The sequence below is a fragment of the Sphingomonas segetis genome (assembly GCF_009720245.1).
GTDB classification, from domain to species: domain Bacteria; phylum Pseudomonadota; class Alphaproteobacteria; order Sphingomonadales; family Sphingomonadaceae; genus Sphingomicrobium; species Sphingomicrobium segetis.
Genome location: NZ_WJSQ01000015.1, coordinates 1 through 19,924, shown reverse-complemented (window position 1 = coordinate 19,924; position 19,924 = coordinate 1). Strand labels below are relative to the sequence as shown.

At 66.4% G+C, this 19,924-nt stretch carries 20 protein-coding genes and 2 riboswitches; of the genes, 10 read left to right on the top strand and 10 right to left on the bottom strand.

The annotated features are described in order from the left end of the window. Positions 1-148: 148 nt before the first annotated feature. The gene (locus GH737_RS02840) at positions 149-979 is read left to right on the top strand and encodes a glycine--tRNA ligase subunit alpha (protein ID WP_155263356.1); all 831 of its coding nucleotides are present in this window, start codon (positions 149-151) and stop codon (positions 977-979) included. After that, positions 979-3,123 carry a glycine--tRNA ligase subunit beta gene (gene glyS / locus GH737_RS02835; protein WP_155263347.1) on the top strand — a complete coding sequence of 715 codons (2,145 nt, stop codon included), beginning with the start codon at positions 979-981 and terminating at the stop codon, positions 3,121-3,123. Before GH737_RS02840 ends, glyS begins: the two co-directional genes overlap by 1 nt. 78 nt (positions 3,124-3,201) lie before the next feature. On the opposite strand, the gene GH737_RS02830 is transcribed toward glyS, so the two are convergent. From GH737_RS02830 to GH737_RS02795, 8 genes are all read right to left on the bottom strand, one after another. Further along, complete coding sequence (locus GH737_RS02830) at positions 3,202-3,474, bottom strand: hypothetical protein (protein WP_155263346.1); 273 nt, start codon at positions 3,472-3,474, stop codon at positions 3,202-3,204. 109 nt (positions 3,475-3,583) lie between these two features. Next, positions 3,584-4,582, bottom strand: coding sequence for a type II secretion system F family protein (locus tag GH737_RS02825; protein ID WP_155263345.1), 999 nt, complete (start codon positions 4,580-4,582; stop codon positions 3,584-3,586). A 16-nt stretch (positions 4,583-4,598) separates the two neighbouring features. Next, complete coding sequence (locus tag GH737_RS02820) at positions 4,599-5,546, bottom strand: type II secretion system F family protein (RefSeq protein WP_230558587.1); 948 nt, start codon at positions 5,544-5,546, stop codon at positions 4,599-4,601. Between the two features lie 74 nt (positions 5,547-5,620). Beyond that, positions 5,621-6,892, bottom strand: coding sequence for a pilus assembly protein CpaE (locus GH737_RS02815; RefSeq protein ID WP_155263343.1), 1,272 nt, complete (start codon positions 6,890-6,892; stop codon positions 5,621-5,623). A gap of 1 nt (position 6,893) precedes the next feature. Then, positions 6,894-7,520, bottom strand: coding sequence for a CpaD family pilus assembly lipoprotein (locus tag GH737_RS02810; protein ID WP_155263342.1), 627 nt, complete (start codon positions 7,518-7,520; stop codon positions 6,894-6,896). A 29-nt stretch (positions 7,521-7,549) separates the two neighbouring features. Continuing rightward, positions 7,550-9,082 (bottom strand): type II and III secretion system protein family protein, encoded by a 1,533-nt coding sequence (locus GH737_RS02805; protein WP_196232946.1) that lies wholly within the window; start codon positions 9,080-9,082, stop codon positions 7,550-7,552. Position 9,083: 1 nt separating this feature from the next. Continuing rightward, the gene (gene cpaB / locus GH737_RS02800; RefSeq protein ID WP_155263340.1) at positions 9,084-10,106 is read right to left on the bottom strand and encodes a Flp pilus assembly protein CpaB; all 1,023 of its coding nucleotides are present in this window, start codon (positions 10,104-10,106) and stop codon (positions 9,084-9,086) included. Positions 10,107-10,152: 46 nt separating this feature from the next. Then, on the bottom strand, positions 10,153-10,626 hold the full coding sequence (locus GH737_RS02795) for an A24 family peptidase (protein ID WP_155263339.1): 474 nt from the start codon (positions 10,624-10,626) through the stop codon (positions 10,153-10,155). Between the two features lie 51 nt (positions 10,627-10,677). Here GH737_RS02795 and GH737_RS02790 point away from each other — a divergent pair, with 51 nt between their 5' ends. Then, a complete protein-coding gene (locus GH737_RS02790; RefSeq protein WP_155263338.1) occupies positions 10,678-11,772 on the top strand; it encodes an NAD(P)/FAD-dependent oxidoreductase in 1,095 nt (364 codons plus the stop codon). On the opposite strand, the gene rnhA is transcribed toward GH737_RS02790, so the two are convergent. After that, the gene (gene rnhA / locus GH737_RS02785; RefSeq protein ID WP_155263337.1) at positions 11,773-12,228 is read right to left on the bottom strand and encodes a ribonuclease HI; all 456 of its coding nucleotides are present in this window, start codon (positions 12,226-12,228) and stop codon (positions 11,773-11,775) included. It abuts the gene before it with no gap. A gap of 4 nt (positions 12,229-12,232) precedes the next feature. Continuing rightward, the gene (gene ispH / locus GH737_RS02780; protein WP_155263355.1) at positions 12,233-13,177 is read right to left on the bottom strand and encodes a 4-hydroxy-3-methylbut-2-enyl diphosphate reductase; all 945 of its coding nucleotides are present in this window, start codon (positions 13,175-13,177) and stop codon (positions 12,233-12,235) included. 94 nt (positions 13,178-13,271) lie between these two features. Between ispH and GH737_RS02775 the strand changes: the two genes are divergently transcribed. From GH737_RS02775 to gcvPB, 7 genes are all read left to right on the top strand, one after another. Further along, positions 13,272-13,913 carry a hypothetical protein gene (locus GH737_RS02775; protein ID WP_155263336.1) on the top strand — a complete coding sequence of 214 codons (642 nt, stop codon included), beginning with the start codon at positions 13,272-13,274 and terminating at the stop codon, positions 13,911-13,913. A gap of 67 nt (positions 13,914-13,980) precedes the next feature. Next, positions 13,981-14,083: riboswitch (glycine riboswitch) on the top strand. A 3-nt stretch (positions 14,084-14,086) separates the two neighbouring features. Continuing rightward, a riboswitch (glycine riboswitch) is annotated at positions 14,087-14,195 on the top strand. 65 nt (positions 14,196-14,260) lie between these two features. Further along, complete coding sequence (gene gcvT / locus GH737_RS02770; protein WP_155263335.1) at positions 14,261-15,463, top strand: glycine cleavage system aminomethyltransferase GcvT; 1,203 nt, start codon at positions 14,261-14,263, stop codon at positions 15,461-15,463. Further along, positions 15,460-15,831, top strand: coding sequence for a glycine cleavage system protein GcvH (gcvH, locus tag GH737_RS02765; RefSeq protein WP_155263334.1), 372 nt, complete (start codon positions 15,460-15,462; stop codon positions 15,829-15,831). Before gcvT ends, gcvH begins: the two co-directional genes overlap by 4 nt. Beyond that, positions 15,828-16,577 (top strand): class I SAM-dependent methyltransferase, encoded by a 750-nt coding sequence (locus tag GH737_RS02760; RefSeq protein ID WP_155263333.1) that lies wholly within the window; start codon positions 15,828-15,830, stop codon positions 16,575-16,577. Before gcvH ends, GH737_RS02760 begins: the two co-directional genes overlap by 4 nt. Continuing rightward, entirely contained in the window at positions 16,574-16,972 is a 399-nt protein-coding gene (locus GH737_RS02755; RefSeq protein ID WP_155263332.1) for a hypothetical protein, read from the top strand. Before GH737_RS02760 ends, GH737_RS02755 begins: the two co-directional genes overlap by 4 nt. Beyond that, positions 16,973-18,331, top strand: a complete 1,359-nt coding sequence (gene gcvPA, locus GH737_RS02750) for an aminomethyl-transferring glycine dehydrogenase subunit GcvPA (RefSeq protein ID WP_155263331.1) — start codon at positions 16,973-16,975, stop codon at positions 18,329-18,331. Then, the gene (gene gcvPB / locus GH737_RS02745; protein ID WP_155263330.1) at positions 18,328-19,899 is read left to right on the top strand and encodes an aminomethyl-transferring glycine dehydrogenase subunit GcvPB; all 1,572 of its coding nucleotides are present in this window, start codon (positions 18,328-18,330) and stop codon (positions 19,897-19,899) included. Before gcvPA ends, gcvPB begins: the two co-directional genes overlap by 4 nt. Positions 19,900-19,924: the final 25 nt, after the last annotated feature.

Below are 19,924 nucleotides of genomic sequence, written 5' to 3'. Positions count from 1 at the left end.
GCATGGATTCAAGAGCCTTTCCGTGAGGCGTTTGCATGAGGAGCTAGCGGCGGCAAGCTGAACCTCTACTTGCCCCTTCAAGACGCTTCCGCCAAAGCCGCGGCGGGAATTCGACGGGGTTTTTTACTTGAGCCTGAGCTTCCAGGACCTGATTCTGACGCTCCATCGCTATTGGGGCGCGCAGGGGTGCGTCATCCTTCAGCCCTACGACATGGAGATGGGGGCAGGGACTTTCCACCCGGCGACCGTGCTTCGCTCGCTCGGGCCCGAGCCGTGGCGCGCCGCCTATGTCCAGGCGTGCCGCCGCCCGACCGACGGCCGCTACGGGGAGAACCCGAACCGACTGGGCCATTATTATCAGTATCAGGTCGTGCTGAAGCCGAGCCCCGATGACCTGCAAGCGCTCTATCTCGGCAGCCTGGTGGAGATCGGCATCGATCCGCTCGAGCACGACATTCGCTTCGTGGAGGACGATTGGGAAAGCCCGACGCTGGGCGCCTGGGGCCTCGGCTGGGAAGTGTGGTGCGACGGGATGGAAGTCACCCAGTTCACCTATTTCCAACAAGTCGGCGGGTTTGAGTGCAAGCCGGTGACCGGCGAACTGACGTACGGGCTCGAGCGGCTGGCGATGTACATCCAGGGCGTCGACAACGTCTACGACCTCCGATTCAACGACGCCGGAGTGACGTACGGCAACATCTTTCTCGAGAACGAGGTCGAGATGTCGACCTACAATTTCGAGGTCGCGGACACCGAGGCGCTGTTCGACCTGTTCCGCAAGGCTGCCGCGGAATGCGAGCGTTGCCTCGGCGCGAGCCTGCCGATCCCCGCCTACGAGCAGGCGATCAAGGCGAGCCATGTGTTCAACACGCTGCAGGCGCGCGGCGTGATCGGCATCGCCGAGCGCCAGGCCTACATCGGCCGCGTCCGCGATCTCGCCAAAGGTGCGTGCGAAGCGTGGATGGAGCGTGCCGCCTGATGGCCGACTTCCTGCTCGAATTGCTTTCCGAGGAGATCCCGGCGCGGATGCAGGCCGGGGCGCGCAACGCGCTGGCGCGGCTCTTCGCCGAATGCACCAGCGCCGCCGGGCTTGAGACAGGGCCGATCGATGTTCGTTCGACCCCGCGGCGGCTGGTGCTGATTGCGCGCGATGTTGCCGTTGCGACCCACGCGAGCCGCGAGGAGATCAAGGGACCGCGCAGCCCGGCGCCGCCGCAGGCGCTCGATGGCTTCCTTCGCAAGACGGGCTTGGCGCGCGAACAGCTGGAGGAGCGCGACGGCGTGCTGTTCGCCGTCATTGACCGGCCCGGCAAAGCGGCGGGCGACGTGCTCGCCGAGACGATCAGGCGGATCGTCAGCGATTTTCCGTGGCCCAAGTCGATGCGCTGGGGAGACGGCAGCTTGCGCTGGGTGCGGCCGCTCCACGGCATCGTCGCCATGCTCGGCGAGGATATCGTGCCGGTCGAAATCGACGGCATCGTCAGCGGGGCTTCGACCGTCGGTCACCGCTTCCATCACAGCGGGCCGATCACCGTCGGCGGCGCCTCGGACTATGCCCAGAAGCTGCGCGCCTGCCACGTCATCGTCGATCATGAGGACCGCGAGCGCATCATCCGCGATGGCGCAGCGGCTGCGGCTGCAGGAGCGGGTCTGGCGTTGCTTCTCGACGAGGGCCTGGTGGTCGAGAATGCGGGGCTAACCGAATGGCCGGTGGCCCTGCTCGGGCGGTTCGACGAGAAATTCCTCGACGTTCCGCGCGAAGTGATCGTGCTGACGATGCGAACGAACCAGAAGTATTTCGCCTGCACCGCCTCGGACGGCGGGCTGGCGCCGGCGTTCGTGTGCGTCGCCAATATTGCGGCGAGCGACGGGGGCGAAGCGATCGTCGAGGGCAACCGCCGCGTGCTCGCCGCGCGCCTCGCCGACGCGCGCTTCTTCTGGGAGCAGGACCACAAGGTGCCGCTTCAGGAGCAAGCGAAAAAGCTCGGCGGCATCGTCTTCCACGAGAAGCTCGGCACGCTCGCCGAAAAGGTCGAACGCATTGCAAAGCTGGCACGGTGGCTGGTTGAAACCGGCGTCCTCACAGCCGACCCCGACCAGGTCGAGCGCGCGGCGCGGCTGGCGAAAGCCGACCTGGTCACCGGGATGGTCGGCGAATTCCCCGAGCTGCAAGGCGTGATCGGCGGCTACCTGGCCGAGGCGCAGGGCGAGCCGAAGGCCGTCGCCGAGGCGATCCGCGACCAGTATGGAACGCCGAGTGAACCGGCATCGGCCGCGGTCGCGCTTGCCGACAGGCTCGACACGATCTGCGCTTTCTTCGGCATTGGCCAGAAGCCGACCGGCTCGAAGGACCCGTTCGCGCTGCGCCGCGCGGCAATCGGCTCGATAGAACTGATCGTCGGCAACGGACTTCGGATTTCGCTGACCGAAGCGATCCGTGGTGCGCTCGCCAATCGGGCCGGCCAATGTAAGGATTCGGCGTCCGCCCATCGGCTCGACCGGACGGCCCCCGAAGTACTCGACTTCTTCGCCGATCGCCTGAAGGTCCAGCAGCGCGAAGCAGGCGTCCGGCACGATCTGATCGATGCGGTGTTTGCTCTCGGTTCGGAGGACGACCTGGTGCGCCTGCTTGCCCGGGTCAACGCGCTTCAGAATTTCGTCGCTACGGAGGAGGGTGCCGACCTCCTGACCGCCTACAAACGTGCGGCGAACATTCTCAAGAAGGAGAATTGGACCGGGCCGCAGGTCATGAGCTCGCGGGCGGAGCAGGGCATTCCGCAAACCGGGGAGGAGGACCCTCTGGTGCTGGTCGAGGAGCCCGGCCTCAGGGAAGTCATCGCCGAGATGGCGTCGGGCGAGGCTGGGGCCGACCTGCCCGAGGAGAAGGCGCTGATTACGGCGCTCGACGCGGCGGAGCCGAAAGCCGCCGCAGCGATCGAGCAGGAGGATTTCACGGGGGCGATGACCGCGCTTGCATTGCTGCGCGGCCCGATCGACGAGTTCTTCGATCATGTGACCGTGAACGACCCCGATCCGGCGAAGCGCGAGCAGAGGCTCAACCTGCTGATGCGCTTTCGCGACGCGGTGAACGCGGTCGCCGATTTTTCCAAGATCGAGGGTTAGCCGCCGTCATTGCGAGCGAAGCGAAGCAATCCAGCGGCGTCTGGATTGCCGCGTCGCTAAAGTTCGTCGCAATGACGGTTATAGTGGCCGATCGTCGTCGGGGTCGCGGCCGCTCTTGATGGCGGCGCCGCGCAGGCTGTCGCGCTCGCGCCATTCCTTCTCGCGCTCGTCCCAGTCCTTCACGCGCTTCTCGTGCTCGTGCTCGATCGCCTCGCGGCGGTCGACCTCGCTCTTGTAGCGCGCCTTCCACTTGCGGCGACCGCCGGCGGTCAGGAAGACGCCGATCAGCAGCCCAAGCACGAAGACGAGGATACAGATCGCCCACAGGTTCGGGTCGGAAGTGATGTTCATTGCGCTTCCCCAACGTCGAAGGTTCCGCGGGGATTACGCTTGGCGGCTTGCCGCGTTCCGTTGCCGGCAGGGACGGTCCCTAATTCGAGGGACCGCCCCCTAAAGCCCGTCAGCCGTGGAGGAAGCTGTCGTTGATCGAGCAGCTGGCCGGGCCGAGGATGACCACGAACAGGGTCGGAAGGATGAACAGGATCAGCGGCACGGTCATAATCGCCGGGAGCCGCGCTGCCTTTTCCTCGGCGCGCATCATGCGCTGGTGGCGGAACTCGGCCGAGAGCACGCGCAGCGCGGAGGCTAGCGGGGTGCCGTATTTCTCTGTCTGGATCATGGTCGTGACTACGCCGCGCACCGCCTCGAGATCGACGCGCTGGGCGAGGTTCTCGAATGCCTGGCGGCGCTCGTTCAAAAAACCGAGCTCGATCGCGGTCAGGCCGAACTCGTCGCCGAGCTCCGGATAGGCCTTGCCGAGCTCCTTTGCGACGCGCCCGAACGCGGCGTCGACGGTAAGGCCGGCCTCGGCGCAGATCACCAGCAGGTCGAGCGCGTCGGGCAAGCCCTTGCGGACTGCGTGGCTGCGCTTGTTGACCCGGTTCTTGAGCCAGATGTCGGGCGCCTTGTAGCTGCCGACGAGGACACCGGCGACTGTGATGTAGCGGCGCAGCGGCGACCATTGCGGCTCGAACCCGAAAACGTAGAGCAGCAGCACCGCGCCGATGCCGAGGATCACCGGCAGGACGAAGCGCGCGAAGATGATGAAGAAGGCGAGATCCTTGGTCCGAATGCCGGCCTGCATCAGCTTCTGCTGGGTCTTCTTGAGCTGGTCGTCCTGGACCATCTTGAACTGCGTCAGGATCGAGCGGACTCGGTCCGCCGCCTGGTTGCGGTTGGTCAGTTTCTTGCGCTTGTTGGTCGAGGCGACGATGCCCGCCTTGAGCTGCTCTCGGCGCTCGTTGAGCGCCTTGACGCGGCGCACCATCGGATCCTTTGCAGTCGTCGCCGCGTAAATCGCGAGGAGCACGGCGAAGGTCGCGACGGCGCTGAGCACCGTTGCGATCCAGATCACGTCGAAGCCGAGGATGTGCGGTCCGCCGGTGGGAACCTGCTGCATGTTCGTCAGTCCCCCGTTAGATCTCGAAGTTGACCATCTTGGCCATGATCGCCGCGCCGATGCCCATCCACACCATTCCGCCCATTCCGGCGACCATCAGGCGCTGGTCGGTGAAGAACCCGCCCATGTACCCGGGGTTGATCATCCACACGAGCGTGAAGACCACGAACGGCAGCGCGCCGACGATATAGGCCGAAGCCTTCGATTCCGAGCTCATGGCGCGGATCTTCAGCTTCATCTGAGCACGCTTGCGCAGCACGTCGGCGAGGTTCGACAGCGTTTCGGCGAGATTGCCGCCGGTTTCGCGCTGGATTGCGAGCGTGATCACAAAGAACTGGAATTCGGGCGTGCCGAGGCGATCGGCCGTGTCCTGGAGCGCGACTTCCATCGTGCGCCCGATCTTCATCTTGTCGACAACCATGCGGAACTCGATCCCGACCGGCCCGGGGATTTCGCCCGCGACGATCCCGAGCGTTTCGGTAATCGGAAGGCCCGAGCGCAGGCCGCGCACCATCAGCTCGATCGCATCGGGGAAGTTCGAGTTGAACTTGGCGACGCGGCGCTTGATCATCTTCCCGATGACGAAGTGCGGCCCGCCGATGCCGAAGAACATGCCGAGCAGGAGCGACAGGATCAGCGGTGCGCCGCGGAAGGCGAGGGCGGTTGTCACGAACGAGACGAGGCCGAGGCAGACGATGGCATATTTGCCGAGCGAGATGTCCTTGCCCGTCATCTCGAGTCGCTTGCGCAGCAGCGCCGGCTTCGGGATGAGCGTGGAGGCGTAGCCTTCGAACTTGGTTGCGCGTTCGGCGAAAAGCTTGCGGATTTGGGCCTGGGCGTTGCCGGCGATCACGTCGCCGTGGCGCTCCTTGATGAGCTCCACGCGCCGCTTGACGGCCTTGCTCGCCGACGGCCCGCGCATCGCCATGAAGACGAGCCCGAGAGCTCCGACGACGCCGATCATGAGTAGCCACAAGAGCATTCGTGCCTCTGCCTCTCAACTCGTTGCCCGCCGCGCCGGAGCGCAGCGGGCGCAGATTACGCTGCTGCCTTGTCCTTGGGCTTCGACAGCATCGACTTCAAATTATCGACCAGCGACTTCGCAGCGACGGCCGGCGCCTTGTCCGCCGAAGCGCCCTCGTCGCTCGCGTGGCTGAGAACCATGTTCGACAGCGTGTTGAACGGCGCGGCCATCTTGCCGCCGGCGACTTCCGCCATCGGCTTGCCGAGCTTCGCCGCCTGCGCCGCGAGCTTGCCGTCGACCGGGAAGACGATGTCCACCGGCCGTTCGATCGACTGCTCGAAATCCTTGCGGCTGATCTCCAGCGCACCGCCCGAGGGGACACCATTGGCAACGACGATGACCTTCGTCTGAGGGGCGTTCGACTTGAGCCAGGCGAGGACCCGGATCGTGTCGCGGGTCGCGGCGAGCGTAAGCTCGGCGACGACCACCGCGACATGCGCATCGTGAACCAGGTGCGGATGCTGGATCAGCATGTGCCGCGGCAGGTCCAACACGGTCGATTCGAACGCGTTGCGCATTTCCTCCTGCAGCGCGAAGAAGGCGCTGCCGTCGGTCACCAGCGGCTGGTGGATCGGCGCTTCGGCCGAAAGCACCGAAAGCCGTTCGTTGGCGCGGACCATCGCCCGCTCGATGAACAGGCCGTCGATGCGGCTGGGGTTTTCTATTGCGTCGGTCAAGCCGCGGCCGGGCTCGAGGTCGAGCGCCAGGGCGCCGGTTCCGAAATGCACGTCCAGGTCGAGCAGGGCGGTCGTGCGCCGCGCCTTCTCGCCGAGCAGCCAGGCAAGCGAAGTCGCGAGCGTCGAAGCACCGACGCCGCCGCGAACGCCGATGACCGCGGCCATCACGTGCGGCTTGTCGGCCTGCGCTTCACCGCGCGGACCGGACAGGATCATCTGAGCATGCGCGAAGGTGTCGCGCAGCTGATCGACCGTGAACGGCTTCAGCAGATAATCGTGGATGCCGCTGGCGACGAGATCGCGGTAGAGGCGCACGTCGTTGACGGTGCCGGAGGCGATCACGATCGTCCCCGGTTCGCACACCTCGGCGAGCGCGTTGATGTCGTTCAGCGGGTCGGCGGACTCGCTGAGGTCGACGAACAGGATGTTCGGACTGGCCGACACGGACAGCGACTGCACGGCATTGCGCAGCCCTCCCTTGTTGACCTTTTCCGGAGACCAGCCGTGCTCGACCGCGACCGGCCGCAGCATGTCTGCCGTGGCGTCGTCGCAAACGAAGGCGGTGAAGGGATCGCGAAGTCCGGCGCGGGCCTGGAACGGGGCGTTCATCCTAGTTATCCTTCTTCGTGCTGATGTCCGACAGCCCCTTGGTGCCGCTCGGCGCCTGGGAACGATAGAATTGGACGGCTTTGGCCGCCGCCCTCACGTCGCCGGTCCCGGCGCCTTCACGCCCGTGGATCAGGTCCTCGGGGTTGGCGACCATGGCGGCGATGTTCGTGTTCACGCCGCAGCCGTAGTTCGACATGTTGCGGTTGTCGTAATTGGGCTGCGCGGGAAGGCTCCAGTTCGGGCAGTGGGGGACCTCCGCGCGGCGGCGGCTCACCACCACCCGCACGGTTCCCGGCTGTACCACACCGATCGTGACCGGCGCTCCTGCCGAAACCATCATGCCGTACTGGCCGGCGATCGCGGCGACCTGGCCCCGAGCAGCGTCGGCATAGCCGCCGTCGACGTAGATCGCGTCGCCGTAACCGATGCCGAGACTCTGGAACCAGCCGTTCAGGCGGTCCGCCTCACCGGGCGCAAGCGCGCCGTCGGGAGCGGCAGCGTCGAACACATAGTCGGCACTGGTGACCACCGGCACGTTGACCGCGGCAACGCCCTTGTCCGCCAGGTCCGGCGTGTTGCAGGCCGCCAGCGACGAGGCGAGCGCAATGAGGATGACTTTCGAACGCATCGTCCAATCCTTCCTTGTCAGGCCGGGGTTCACAGCTTGAACCCCGGAGCGGCCACTGCGCCCGTGACGGGTGCGGCGACCGGCGCCTGGATCGCTGTCGGCTGGACCGAACCGCTCTTGCCGGTGAAGGTCTGGCCGAGGAAATTGCGCTGGATGTCGTCCGGCGCCCGATAGCCGTCCGCCGGGGTGGCGAGCTGGCCGGAGACCGGCTTCACCAGGTACGGCGTGACGATGATGACCAGCTCGGTCTCATCGCGCTGGTACTTGGTCGAACGGAACAGCGCCCCAAGCACCGGAATGTCGCCGAGGAACGGCGCCTTCTCGACGCTGTTGCTGTTGCTGTTCTGAAGCAGCCCGGCGATCATGAACGACTGCCCCGAGCCGAGCTCGACGGTCGTTTCCGCGCGCCGAGTGGTCAGCGCCGGGACAGTGAAGCCGTTGAGCTTGACCGAGCCCGCATCGCTGAGCTGGCTCACCTCAGGGCGGACGCGCATCGAGATGTGGCCGTCGGCGAGGACGACGGGCGTGAACGCCAGGCCGACGCCGTACTGCTTGTATTCGATCGTCACCGCCCCGAGCGATTGCGAGACCGGGATCGGGAACTCGCCGCCGGCCAGGAAGCTTGCTGTTTCGCCCGAAAGCGCCGTCAGGTTCGGCTCGGCAAGCGTCGTGATGACGCCGTCATTCTCGAGCAGGTCGAGCGTGCCGAGCATGTCCAGGCCGAGAATCTTGCCGAAGATGCCGAGTGTGGTTCCCCCAACGAGGTTGTTGAAGGTGACACTTTTGCTGCCCGAGAGGAGGCCCGTCTCCGGGTCAATGGTTCCCGGAGCGCCCGGCACTCTGTCGATTGTGCCGGGCTGGCCGCGGCCGATGCCGAACAAGGTTCCGCCGGACGAATCGCGGCCCAGCAGGTTGACGCCGAACTGCTTGACCAGCGAGCGATTCATCTCCGCGACGCGGACCTTCAGCATCACCTGGAGCGGGGTCGCCACCTTGAGGCGGTTCACCGGCACGATGTTGAGCGGCGCATTCGCATTGTTGATGTCGATGCCCGGATTGAGCGCGGCCCGAACCAGCAGTTCCGCCTGCGCGGCATCTTCGGGCGAGGAGACGACGCCGTTGAGCACGGCAACCTGCCCGATCGTGGTGACGCTGATGTTCGATTCCGGCATCGCCTGGTGCAGGATCTCGTTGATCGAGCTGATGTTCTGGTTGACTCGGACGTTCGCCCCGTAAACCACCGAACCGTCCGCGGCGGTCGCGATGACCGTCGCCTCCCCGGCCTTCTTGCCGAAGAGATTCATCTGGCGCGGGCCGTTGACATAGACGTCGGCGACATCGGGGTTCGACGTCCACACGCTGGCGACGCTGCGCGGCAGGTTGAGCATCTGCCCTTCGCCGACCGACAGGAGGACCTGAGTGGTCGGGCGATAGGAGCCCGATGCGTACGCCTTCGGCTGGGCCAGGGCAGGCGCCGGGGCGGCGACCGTGGCGATGCCGACGGCCAGTGCCGCAAGGGCGGTGCCGAGGCGAGCCCGGCGGCTGATTGCTTGGATGTTCATTTTAGCGAGCTCCCACCGGAACGACGGTGACTTCATTGCCGCGCGCGACACGGACCACGGGGCCTGCGGGGACGGCGACAGCATTGCTGATTCCTTTTCCGGCCGCAGCGACGGCGCTGGCCGCCTGGTCGCCGCCACCCGATGTCTTGCCGGGGACAGTGCGGCGCTGGAAGCGCGACACGTCGCCGCCGGTCGTGAAGGTGGTGTTGCTGTCGGCAGGCCGGTTCGAATAAGCGAGCAGCATCTGCCGCTCCTGCGCGGGGCTGACATTCCCCGGGATCTTGACGTCCCCGGCCGCAACCGCCCGCTCGAGCTCGGCGCTGTTGTCCGCGATCGAGCGCAGCGACAGCGACAGCTGGCCGAGGCTTTGGGCAACCGCGATCTTCTCAGCGATCTTCGGCGTGACCTCGAAGGTCACGTTGGAGAAGGTCCGGACCGCAGTCTTGCCCTCTTCGTCCTTGTCGGTGATGCGCTGGTCGGTCGCCAGAACGCGAACATTGCGCACAATGGTCTCGGAAACCTTGAGCGCCGGCCCCTCGCCGCCACCCTGGACCTGCTGCGTGAGCACCAGGTCGACATGGTCGCCCGGGAACACGAAGCCGGCGACGCCGGTGGTGGTGTTCACCATCACCGTGACCGCGCGCATGCCCGGCCCGAGCGCCGCGGCGAGGAAGCCGCGATCCTGCGGGCCGACGAGCGAGCCGCGAGTGATCGGCTGGCCCGCCGCAATCGCATAGCGAACGACAGTGCCCGCGAGGTTCTTCGCGTCCGGCTGGCCGTCGACATAATAGGCACCCTGCATCAGCTCCTTGGGCCAGGGCTGGAAGGCGAAGCTGTCGGGATCGATGATCGTGCCGACCGGAAGCGCCTTTTTGGCGACGAGCACCTTGGGCCCTAGCGGCACCGCAGGCGCCGCGGCGGCCTGTTGTGCGCCGGCGCCGGCGAACATGTTCTTGGCCATGACAGCGGTGACCACCGCAATGACCAGCGCTCCCACGAGCAGAGCGAGCTTCTTCACATCCATGGCGCAGTCGCCTCCCCCAGACGGGTCTTCAAAACAGCCTCACACATCAGGCAAATTGGTTAAGAAAGCGTTGGGTGAGAATCGCGAGACCGCCGAATGCGATCGCGACTCCATACGGAATTTCGGGCCTTCCCTCGCGACCGCGCGACCGGTGCCAGGCGAGGACGACGAGCGTCAGCACGCCCCCGGCAATCGACATCAGCACGAGGAACTTCACGGTCGAGGCCGGCGAGAACCACAGCGAAAGCGCCGCGGCGAGCTTGACGTCGCCCCCGCCCATCATCCCCGCGTAAAAGGCGCCCGCCAGCACGAGGAACACGGCTCCTCCGGTGGCAAGCTGCACCGCGACTCCGGGCCACGGCGACAGCGCGACCGATGCCCAATAGACGGGCGCGAGCAGCGCCACCGTCAGATTGAGGCGATTCGAAATCGTGAACGTGCGCACGTCGATGACTGCAGCGACCACCAGGATTGCGGCGAGCATGACGAGCAATAGCTGGGTAAATGCCCCGTTGAACATGACGCCACCACTAGACGGCGCCGCTTTCCAATTCGTAACCGGCCGAATGAAATGAATGAATTCGACGTCATCATCGTCGGCGGCGGCATCGCCGGAGCGAGCCTTGGGGCGGAGATCGCGGCGAAGCGGCGCACGCTGATCGTCGAGGCCGAGGACGAGTGCGGCTATCATGCCACCGGCCGATCGGCGGCCTTCTACCTGGAAAGCTATGGCGGTCCGGAGGTTGCGAAGCTGACCCTGGCCTCGCGTGCTTTTCTCGCCGATCCACCCGCGGAATTCTCGCAGCGCGGGTTCCTTCGGGTGCGCGGGGACGTCCACATCACTCTCGACGCGCTGCCCGAGCTCCCGGCCGCGGTCGAAACGCGGGTCGTCGAACGTCCGGAGCTGGAACGGCTGATCCCGGGCATCAGGCCGCAGTGGCGCCGTGCATTGTTCGAGCCCGGATGCGCCGACATCGACGTCGCGGCGCTCCACGCTGCTTTCCTGCGGCAATTCCGGTGCTGCGGTGGAATCGTGGAGACGGGTGCCAGGGTGATTCGGTCCGAGCGCAAAGGTGATCGCTGGTCGGTCATGTTCGAAGACGAAGGGGCGCGGAGCGCCTCGATTTTGGTGAACGCCGCCGGAGCCTGGGCCGACGCCGTCGCGCGGGCTGCAGGAGCCGCTCCGCTCGGCATCGCGCCCAAACGCAGGACAATGGTCCAGCTGCGGGTCGGCCGAACCGGGCTCCGCAAGCTGCCGCTGGTCGATGCTGCTGACGGAAGCTTCTATTTCAAAGGCGAGGCCGACAGTTCGGTGTGGCTCAGCCCCCACGACGAAATTCCAACCGATCCGTGCGACGCGGCACCGGAGGAGATCGACGTCGCCGTGGCAATCGACCGGTTCGAGCAGGCCGTCGACTGGCCGGTCGAGCGTGTCGAGCGTAGCTGGGCGGGGCTCAGGAGCTTCGCGCCGGACCGGCTGCCGGTTTATGGGTTCGACGCCGAGGTGCCGGACCTTTTCTGGTGCGCGGGGCAGGGCGGGTTCGGAATCCAGACCTCGCCGGCCGCGGCGAAGATGGCCGCGGCGTTGTTGGTCGGAGAGCCCCTGCCGGAGTCAATTGCGCACATCGACCCGGCAGTCTTTTCCCCGATGCGCTTCCGCAGCTGATTAGAGGCGGTGATGGCGGCGCTGGTCGTCGGCTTCGGCGCAGGCGAGCGCGTCGACGCGGTCATTCTCGGGATGGCCGCTGTGGCCTTTCACCCATCGCCACTCGACCCGGTGCGGTGCGGCGGCGTCAATGAGCGCCTGCCACAGCTCCGCATTCTTGACCGGCTTTCTGTCCGACGTGCGCCAGCCGTTCTGCCGCCATTTGTGAATCCAGCGCATGATGCCGTCACGGACATATCTGCTGTCGGTGTGGAGCTCGACCCGGCACGGGCGCTTGAGCGCTTCGAGCCCCTTGATCGCGGCCATCAGTTCCATGCGATTGTTGGTGGTCAGCGGTTCGCCGCCCGACAATTCCTTTTCGCGCGCGCCCGCGCGAATCAGCACGCCCCAGCCGCCAGGGCCTGGATTGCCGCGGCACGCGCCGTCGGTGAAGATCTCGACGTGCTGAAGATCCATCACTTCAGGCGACGAGCTCGCGCGGAAGCTTGAACGTCATGCGCTCCGGCGTGTGGTCAGCGATCTCCTCCGTGACGTCGAATCGCTCCGACAGCGCGTCCAGCACTTCGCGCACCAGCACCTCGGGCGCAGAGGCGCCGGCGGTCAGGCCGATTGTTCGAGGCTCGCCCAGCCAGTCCCAGTCGATGTCCGAAGCGCGCTCGATGAGGCGCGCCGGGACACCGATCCGTTCGGCGACCTCGGCGAGTCGCAGGGAATTGCTGCTGTTGGGTGCGCCGATCACCAGCATCCGGTCGCATTCCGGTGCGATCGCCTTGACCGCGGCCTGGCGGTTCGAGGTGGCGTAGCAAATATCCTCGCTGCGCGGCGCCCGGATTGACGGGAAACGCGCCTTGAGCGCGTCCACGATGGCGGCCGTGTCGTCGACGGAGAGCGTCGTCTGGGTGAGAAAAGCCAGGTTGGCCTCGTCCGGCACGCTCAAGTCCGCCACATGGTCGATGGTTTCGATGAGAGTCATCGCGCCGTGCGGCACCTGACCGAAGGTGCCAATCACCTCCGGATGCCCGGCGTGGCCGATGAACAGGATGTGGCGGCCTTCCTCAATCAGCCGCTGAGCCTGCCGATGGACCTTTGACACCAGCGGGCAGGTTGCGTCGACGTACGTCAGTGCGCGGCTCTGGGCCGCGGCGGGCACCGACTTGGGAACGCCGTGAGCGGAAAAGACCACCGGGCGGTCGTCGGGCACTTCGTCGAGCTCGTCGACGAACACCGCGCCGAGATCGCGGAGCCGCTCGACGACGAAGCGGTTGTGCACGATTTCGTGCCGGACATAGACTGGTGCGCCGAACCGCTCGAGCGCGAGCTCGACGATCTGGATCGCGCGGTCGACGCCCGCGCAAAAGCCGCGCGGGGCAGCGATGAGGACTCGAAGGGGCGCACGGTTCAGCATTCGGACAGGCACATAAGGCTTCGCTTGCAGCCATAGAAGGCCCTTGTCATAGAGCCCGCTCACTCGATTTCGCCGTCGTAAGGATTCATCCCTAGTGAAGCTTCGCCTCGCCGCACTTGCTGCCGTCGTCCTTCTCAGCGCCTGCCGGCATGCCGGCGACATCACTGCCGAGAACGGTGGCGGCGTCTATGCGGTGCGCAGTGCCTGCCCGATCGCGGGCGTGCCCGCCGGCACCGGCGACATCACTCTGTTCAACCCGCCGGGCAGCACTGACTCTACCGCCATCGACGTGACTGCGGCGATCACCGACGTGCGCGCGACATGCCAGGATGGCGGCGCAGATGTCGTTTCGACCGTCACCTTCACGGTCGTCGGGTTGCGGCGCGCTCCCGGGCCTGCACGGCAGGTCGTGCTGCCCTATTTCGACGTCGCCCTTCGCGGCGGCACGGAAATCGCGGCCAAGCAGGTCGGTCAGGCCGTCCTCAATTTCGCACCGGGCGACGTTCACGCCTGGGCGCGGGTGCAGGCGAGCGTTCGCGTCAACCGTGCCGCGGCGACCCTGCCCGCGAACGTCCGCCAGATCCTTACCCGCCCGCGCAAGGCTGGCGAGGCCGAGGCGGCGGTGGATCCGATGTCCGACCCGGCGGTCGCGAAGGCGGTCGCCAACGCCACGTTTGAGCATCTCGTCGGGTTCGAGCTGACGCAGGACCAGATCAAATACAACGTGACGCGCTAACGCGTTGACTTGGGCAACGTGCGCGGCCAAGGCACGCGCCGTCGCCGGCGCACCGCAAGGTCGTCGGGATGGCCGCACGGGAGAGTTCCGTCCTTGCCTTGCGCAATGGCGGGCGCCGAAGGAGCAACCGCCCCCGGAATCTCTCAGGCACCAGGGACCGCGCGCGCCTGACAGTCTGGAAAGTGCCCTGCGCCGCGAGGCTGTGCAGGGCCGCCGAAGGGGAAGGCCCTCCGAAGCCGCGAGGCGAAGGAGGGGCAAAGCTCTCAGGCGCTAGGGACAGACGGGGGCGGCAGCCGGAAAGCCGCGAGGCATGCCGGCAGTCGCGGCCCTTTGCCGGAGCGCATCGAATGAGCAGGGAAGTCCACAACGGCCCGACCGACGAGACGCAGGCTCGCGGTACGCCCTACAGCGGCGATCCGGCGGGCGGCGAGGGCGCCGAGCCGCAACCGCTCGGAACCCTTCCGCTCGATTCGTGGTATCGCGCCCGCGGCGCCCGCATGGTCCCGTTTGCGGGCTACGAGATGCCGGTCCAGTATGAGGGCATCATCGCCGAGCATTTGTGGACGCGCGAAAATGCGGGGCTGTTCGACGTCAGCCACATGGGCCAGCTGCTGGTGCACGGACGCGGAGTCGACGTTGCCCTCGAGAAGCTGATGCCGGCCGACTTCCAGGCAGCGCCCGACATGAAGCCGAAATATTCGCTTCTCCTCGATGAAGACGGCGGGATCATCGACGACCTGATGGCCACCCGCCGGGGCGACGATTTCTACATTGTGGTCAACGGCGCGACCAAGCACGGCGACATCGTCGAAATGGAACGGCGGCTCCCCGGCGAAGTGGTCGTCGACCATATGAAGGAGCAGGCGCTGCTCGCGCTTCAGGGGCCCCGCGCCGCCGAGGTGCTGGAGACGATTGTCCCGGGAGCAAGCGATCTCGGCTTCATGCAGGCAGGCCCGTTCGACTGGCGCGGCGGCAAGTTGTGGATCAGCCGCTCCGGCTATACCGGCGAAGACGGGTTCGAAATTTCGGTGCCCGCGGCTGCTGCCGCCGATCTCGCCGACGCGCTTGCCGCACACGATCTGGTGAAGCCGATCGGCCTCGGCGCGCGCGATTCGCTCCGCCTGGAAGCCGGCCTGCCGCTCTACGGGCACGACCTCGACCGCCGCACGACGCCGGTGATGGCCGGCCTCAACTTCGCAATCAACAAGCGCCGCCGCGCGGACGGCGGCTTCGCCGGCGCATTGCGCATTCTCGCCGAGCTCGAGAATGGCCCCATCGAGAAGCGCGTCGGCTTCGAGGTGGATGGCCGCCAACCGGTACGCGAGGGCGCGCTCGTGCTCGACGGCGAAGGGAATGAGGTTGGCAGGATCACCAGCGGCGGCTTCTCGCCGTCGCTGCAGCGTCCCATCGCCATGGGCTATGTCGCGACGGCGCTGTCCGGGGCCGGCACTGCCCTCAAGCTCGAGCAGCGCAGCAAATTGTTCGATGTCCGCGTTGCCCCGATGCCATTTGTCCCGCACCGCTATCACCGCAAGGGAGCTTCCGCATGAGCGTCTATTTCACCAAGGAGCACGAGTGGATCCGGGTCGAGGGCGACACTGCGACAGTCGGAATCACCGACCACGCGCAGGAGCAGCTCGGCGACATCGTCTTCGCGGAGGTGCCGGAAACCGGCAAGCGGCTGAGCAAGGGAGAGGAAGCCGCAGTCGTCGAATCGGTGAAGGCCGCCTCCGACGTCTACGCGCCGATCACTGGCGAAGTGATCGAAGGCAACAGCAAGGTCGCGGACGATCCGGCGATCGTGAACAGCGATCCGGAAGGCGAGGGCTGGTTCTTCAAGCTCAAGCTGGAGAATCCTTCCGAGCTCGACGGGCTGATGGACGAGTCCGCCTACCGCGACTGGGTGAAGACCCTTTGAGCCAGGCCGCCGCCTCGACGAGCAAGTGGGACGCTGCCGATTATGCGCGGGTCGGGGCGTTCGTCGCAGAGCTCGGCGGGGCGGCGCTCGACCTGCTCGATCCCAAGCCCGGCGAGCGGATCCTGGACGTGGGCTGCGGTGAAGGAGCTCTGACCCGGAAGATCGCCGAGCGTGGGGCTACGGTGCTGGGCATCGACAATTCGCCGGAGATGATCGCCGCGGCGCGCGCGAGCGGAGTCGACGCGTTATTGCTCGCGGCCGAGGACATGCAGTTCTTCGCGGAGTTCGACGCCGCTTTCTCCAACGCGGCGCTGCACTGGGTGCTGGAAAGGGAGCAGGCTGCGCGTGCGATCTTCCGGGCACTTAAGCCTGGCTGCCGCTTCGCCGGCGAGATGGGCGGAGAGGGCAACCTTAGGAAGCTGCGCGAGGCACTCGACGAGGAGCTGGTCATACGCGGTTATGTCCCGCCCACAGAGGCGAGCAACTGGTATGCGTCGCCCGAACAGTTCGCTGCGGTGTACGAGAGCGCGGGATTTGGTGAAATCGATGTGCGGCTGATCGAGCGGCCGACGCCGATCGAGCATGGCGTCGCCGAGTGGGTCACGACGTTCCGCCGGGGTTGGCTGGACCGGGCCGGAGTGCCGCAGGCGGACCGCGCCGAGATCGCCACCGCCGTCGCCGACCGTGTCGGCTCCAACGTCGCCGATTACGTCCGGCTTCGCTTCATCATGCGGAAGCCTGCATGATCGCCGCGCTGCTCCTTCTCGCGCAAATCGCGCCGCTGCCGGCCGATCCGCCGCCGGTAGAGACGACCATCGCGGCGATCCGCGCCAATCCGACGAAGTTCGACGGCCGAGTTGTCCGACTGCACGGCTACGTGAACAAATGCCGGGGCATGGATTGCACCATCGATGAGAAGCCGACCTCGACGGCGGATGGCCGTGGCCAGAGTCTCTTCATCGCCAGCGACGCGAAGTTCGATGCGATCCTAGCGCCGCTACTCCCGACCTATATCGAGTTCGACGCCCGCTTCAGCACACAATGCATGGTCGAGGTCTGCCTCGATCGCGCGCCGGTCCTCACCATCGTCACGCTGCGAGGGGTCGTCCGACCCGAGCCTCCACCATTCGAGAATCCATAGATGCGATACCTTCCTCTCTCCGACGTCGATCGCAGCGAGATGCTGCGGGTCATCGGCGCAGGCTCGGTCGACGAGCTTTTCCGCGACGTGCCGGCGGAGGCGCGGCTGAAAGGCCCGATCGACGGCCTGCCGATGCACGCCTCCGAAATGGCTGTCGAGCGGCACATGACTGCGCTCTCACGCAAGAACATGGTCGCCGGCGACGTGCCCTTCTTCCTCGGCTGCGGCGCTTACCGGCACCATATCCCCGCGAGCGTCGACCACATCATCCAGCGCGGCGAGTTCCTGACCAGCTACACGCCCTACCAGCCGGAGATTGCACAGGGCACGCTGCAGATGATGTTCGAGTTCCAGACGCAGGTCGCGCGCCTGTTGGGCTGCGAAGTCGCGAACGCCTCGATGTACGACGGTTCGACCGCGATGTGGGAAGCGATCGAGATGGCGCAGCGGATCACGCGCCGGGAGAAGACGCTCATCTCGTCAGGGGTGCACCCGCATTATGTCAGTGTCGCCACGTCGATGGCCCAGTTCACGCACGACGAGCTCGAGACCTCGCAGCCGACGCTGACGGCGACGACCGATGCGGAGCAGCTGATCGCGAAAATCGACAGCGAGACCAGTGCTGTGGTGGTCCAATATCCCGACATCCTTGGCCGGATCACGGACCTTGCGCCGATTGCCGAGGCCGCGCACGCCGCCGGCGCGCTGCTGATCGCGGTTGTGACCGAGCCGGTGGCGCTCGGCCTGATCGCATCGCCCGGGGAGATGGGCGCGGACATCGTGGTCGGCGAGGGGCAAAGCATTGGCGTCGGGCTGCAGTTCGGCGGGCCCTATGTCGGGCTGTTCGCCTGCCGCGAGAAGCACGTCCGGCAGATGCCCGGGAGGCTCGCCGGCGAGACGGCCGACGTCGAGGGAAATCGCGGCTTCGTCCTGACCTTGTCGACGCGCGAGCAGCATATCCGCCGCGAGAAGGCGACGTCGAACATCTGCACGAGCTCGGTTCTCTGCGCCCTGGCCTTCACCGTCCACCTGACGCTGCTGGGCGAGAAGGGCCTGCGGCAGCTCGCGTCTCTCAACCACGCTCGCGCGTGCGAGGCCGCCGACAGGCTCGCGGCGATCCCGGGCGTGGAGCTGGTCAACGACAGCTTCTTCAACGAATTCACGCTGAAGCTTCCGGTCGAGGCGCGGCCGGCAGTGCATGCGCTGGTGGAGCGCGGCGTTCTCGGAGGAGTCTCGCTCGGCCGGCTTTATCCGGGTGTGGAGGCGCTTCAGAACGGGCTGGTCGTCGCGGTCACCGAAACCGCCACGGACGAGGACATCGACGCCTTCGAAGCCGCGCTGAAGGAGGTCGTCCAATGACTGTCAATCCTTCCGGCTGGCGCCCGTCGGCGCCCGCGAACGAGCAGGGCGAGACGCACACCGTCACCGGCAACCGCGCGCTGATGCTCGAGGAGCCGCTTATCTTCGAGATCGGGAGCACGGAAGAGACGGGCGTCGACTTCGCCGAGGCTCCGCAACTCCCGACACGCCTCGGCGGTCTGGAGCGCAACCGCGAGATCGGCCTTCCCGGCCTGTCCGAGCCCGAGACCGTGCGCCACTACACGCGCCTGTCGCGGCAGAATTACGCGATCGACCTCGGCCTGTTCCCGCTTGGATCTTGCACGATGAAGCACAACCCTCGCTTGAACGAGAAGGTCGCGCGGCTGCCCGGCTTTGCCGACGTCCACCCGCTCCAGCCGCAGGAGACGGTCCAGGGTGCGCTGCAGGTCATCAACGAACTCGCCTTATGGCTGCTCGACCTCACCGGCATGTACGGGGTCGCGATGAGCCCCAAAGCCGGAGCGCACGGCGAGCTTTGCGGGCTGCTGTGCATCCGCGCCGCGCTCGAGGCGCGCGGAGACAAGCGCGAGGTCGTGCTTGTCCCGGAGAGCGCACATGGCACGAACCCGGCCACGGCTGCCTTCGCCGGCTATCGCGTCGAGAACATCCCCGCGAATGCCGCCGGACGCGTCGATCTCGTAGCGCTGACGGCGCGACTGGGCCCGGACGTCGCGGCGGTGATGATCACCAATCCCAACACCTGCGGCCTCTTCGAGCCCGACATGAAGGCGATCAGCGACGCGGTCCATGCGGCGGGCGCCTTCGTCTATTGCGACGGCGCCAATTTCAACGCGATCGTTGGAAAGGTCCGCCCGGGGGACCTCGGCATCGACGCGATGCATATCAACCTTCACAAGACATTCTCGACGCCGCACGGCGGTGGCGGGCCGGGCTCCGGTCCGGTCGTGCTGTCGCGAGCGCTCGCGCCTCACGGGCCGCTGCCCTTTGCCGCAAAATATCTTGACGGCAGCTACAGGCTCATCGAAGAGGAGAATGCGGGCGAAGAGCACCCCAAGGCGTTTGGGCGGATGGTCGCCTTCCACGGCCAAATGGGGATGTTCACGCGGGCACTCGCCTATATCCTCAGCCACGGGTCCGACGGTCTCAAGCAAGTCGCCGAGGATGCGGTGCTCAACGCCAATTATCTGCTGAGGAGTCTCGAGGAAGTGCTCGATGCTCCCTTCGCCGGCAGCGGGCCCTGCATGCACGAGGCCATCTTCTCCGACAAAGGCTTCGCCCACGAAATCAACACGCTCGACCTCGCCAAAGCCCTGATCGATGAGGGCTTCCATCCGATGACCATGTATTTCCCGCTGGTGGTTCATGGCGCGATGCTGGTTGAGCCGACCGAGACCGAGTCGAAGGCGAGCCTCGATGAGTTCATCGCGGCGGTCAGGTCGATCGCCGAGCGTGCGAAAGCCGGTGACCAAAGTCTGAAGGCGGCGCCGGTTTACGCGCCGCGGCGCCGGCTCGACGAGACGCTCGCGGCGAGGAAGCCGGTCCTGACCTATCGCGAGCCCGAACCCGCCGCCGCCGCCGCCGAATGAGCGACGAGCGGCGCTTCTACGAGGC

Bases quoted from the DNA above. Each gene is read 5' to 3' on its own strand.
- glyS (WP_155263347.1), top strand. From the start codon at position 979: ATGGCCGACTTCCTGCTCGAATTGCTTTCCGAGGAGATCCCGGCGCGG.
- GH737_RS02830 (WP_155263346.1), bottom strand. From the start codon at position 3,474: ATGAACATCACTTCCGACCCGAACCTGTGGGCGATCTGTATCCTCGTC.
- GH737_RS02825 (WP_155263345.1), bottom strand. From the start codon at position 4,582: ATGCAGCAGGTTCCCACCGGCGGACCGCACATCCTCGGCTTCGACGTG.
- GH737_RS02820 (WP_230558587.1), bottom strand. From the start codon at position 5,546: ATGATCGGCGTCGTCGGAGCTCTCGGGCTCGTCTTCATGGCGATGCGC.
- GH737_RS02815 (WP_155263343.1), bottom strand. From the start codon at position 6,892: ATGAACGCCCCGTTCCAGGCCCGCGCCGGACTTCGCGATCCCTTCACC.
- GH737_RS02810 (WP_155263342.1), bottom strand. From the start codon at position 7,520: ATGCGTTCGAAAGTCATCCTCATTGCGCTCGCCTCGTCGCTGGCGGCC.
- GH737_RS02805 (WP_196232946.1), bottom strand. From the start codon at position 9,082: ATGAACATCCAAGCAATCAGCCGCCGGGCTCGCCTCGGCACCGCCCTT.
- cpaB (WP_155263340.1), bottom strand. From the start codon at position 10,106: ATGGATGTGAAGAAGCTCGCTCTGCTCGTGGGAGCGCTGGTCATTGCG.
- GH737_RS02795 (WP_155263339.1), bottom strand. From the start codon at position 10,626: ATGTTCAACGGGGCATTTACCCAGCTATTGCTCGTCATGCTCGCCGCA.
- GH737_RS02790 (WP_155263338.1), top strand. From the start codon at position 10,678: ATGAATGAATTCGACGTCATCATCGTCGGCGGCGGCATCGCCGGAGCG.
- rnhA (WP_155263337.1), bottom strand. From the start codon at position 12,228: ATGGATCTTCAGCACGTCGAGATCTTCACCGACGGCGCGTGCCGCGGC.
- ispH (WP_155263355.1), bottom strand. From the start codon at position 13,177: ATGCTGAACCGTGCGCCCCTTCGAGTCCTCATCGCTGCCCCGCGCGGC.
- gcvT (WP_155263335.1), top strand. From the start codon at position 14,261: ATGAGCAGGGAAGTCCACAACGGCCCGACCGACGAGACGCAGGCTCGC.
- gcvH (WP_155263334.1), top strand. From the start codon at position 15,460: ATGAGCGTCTATTTCACCAAGGAGCACGAGTGGATCCGGGTCGAGGGC.
- GH737_RS02755 (WP_155263332.1), top strand. From the start codon at position 16,574: ATGATCGCCGCGCTGCTCCTTCTCGCGCAAATCGCGCCGCTGCCGGCC.
- gcvPA (WP_155263331.1), top strand. From the start codon at position 16,973: ATGCGATACCTTCCTCTCTCCGACGTCGATCGCAGCGAGATGCTGCGG.
- gcvPB (WP_155263330.1), top strand. From the start codon at position 18,328: ATGACTGTCAATCCTTCCGGCTGGCGCCCGTCGGCGCCCGCGAACGAG.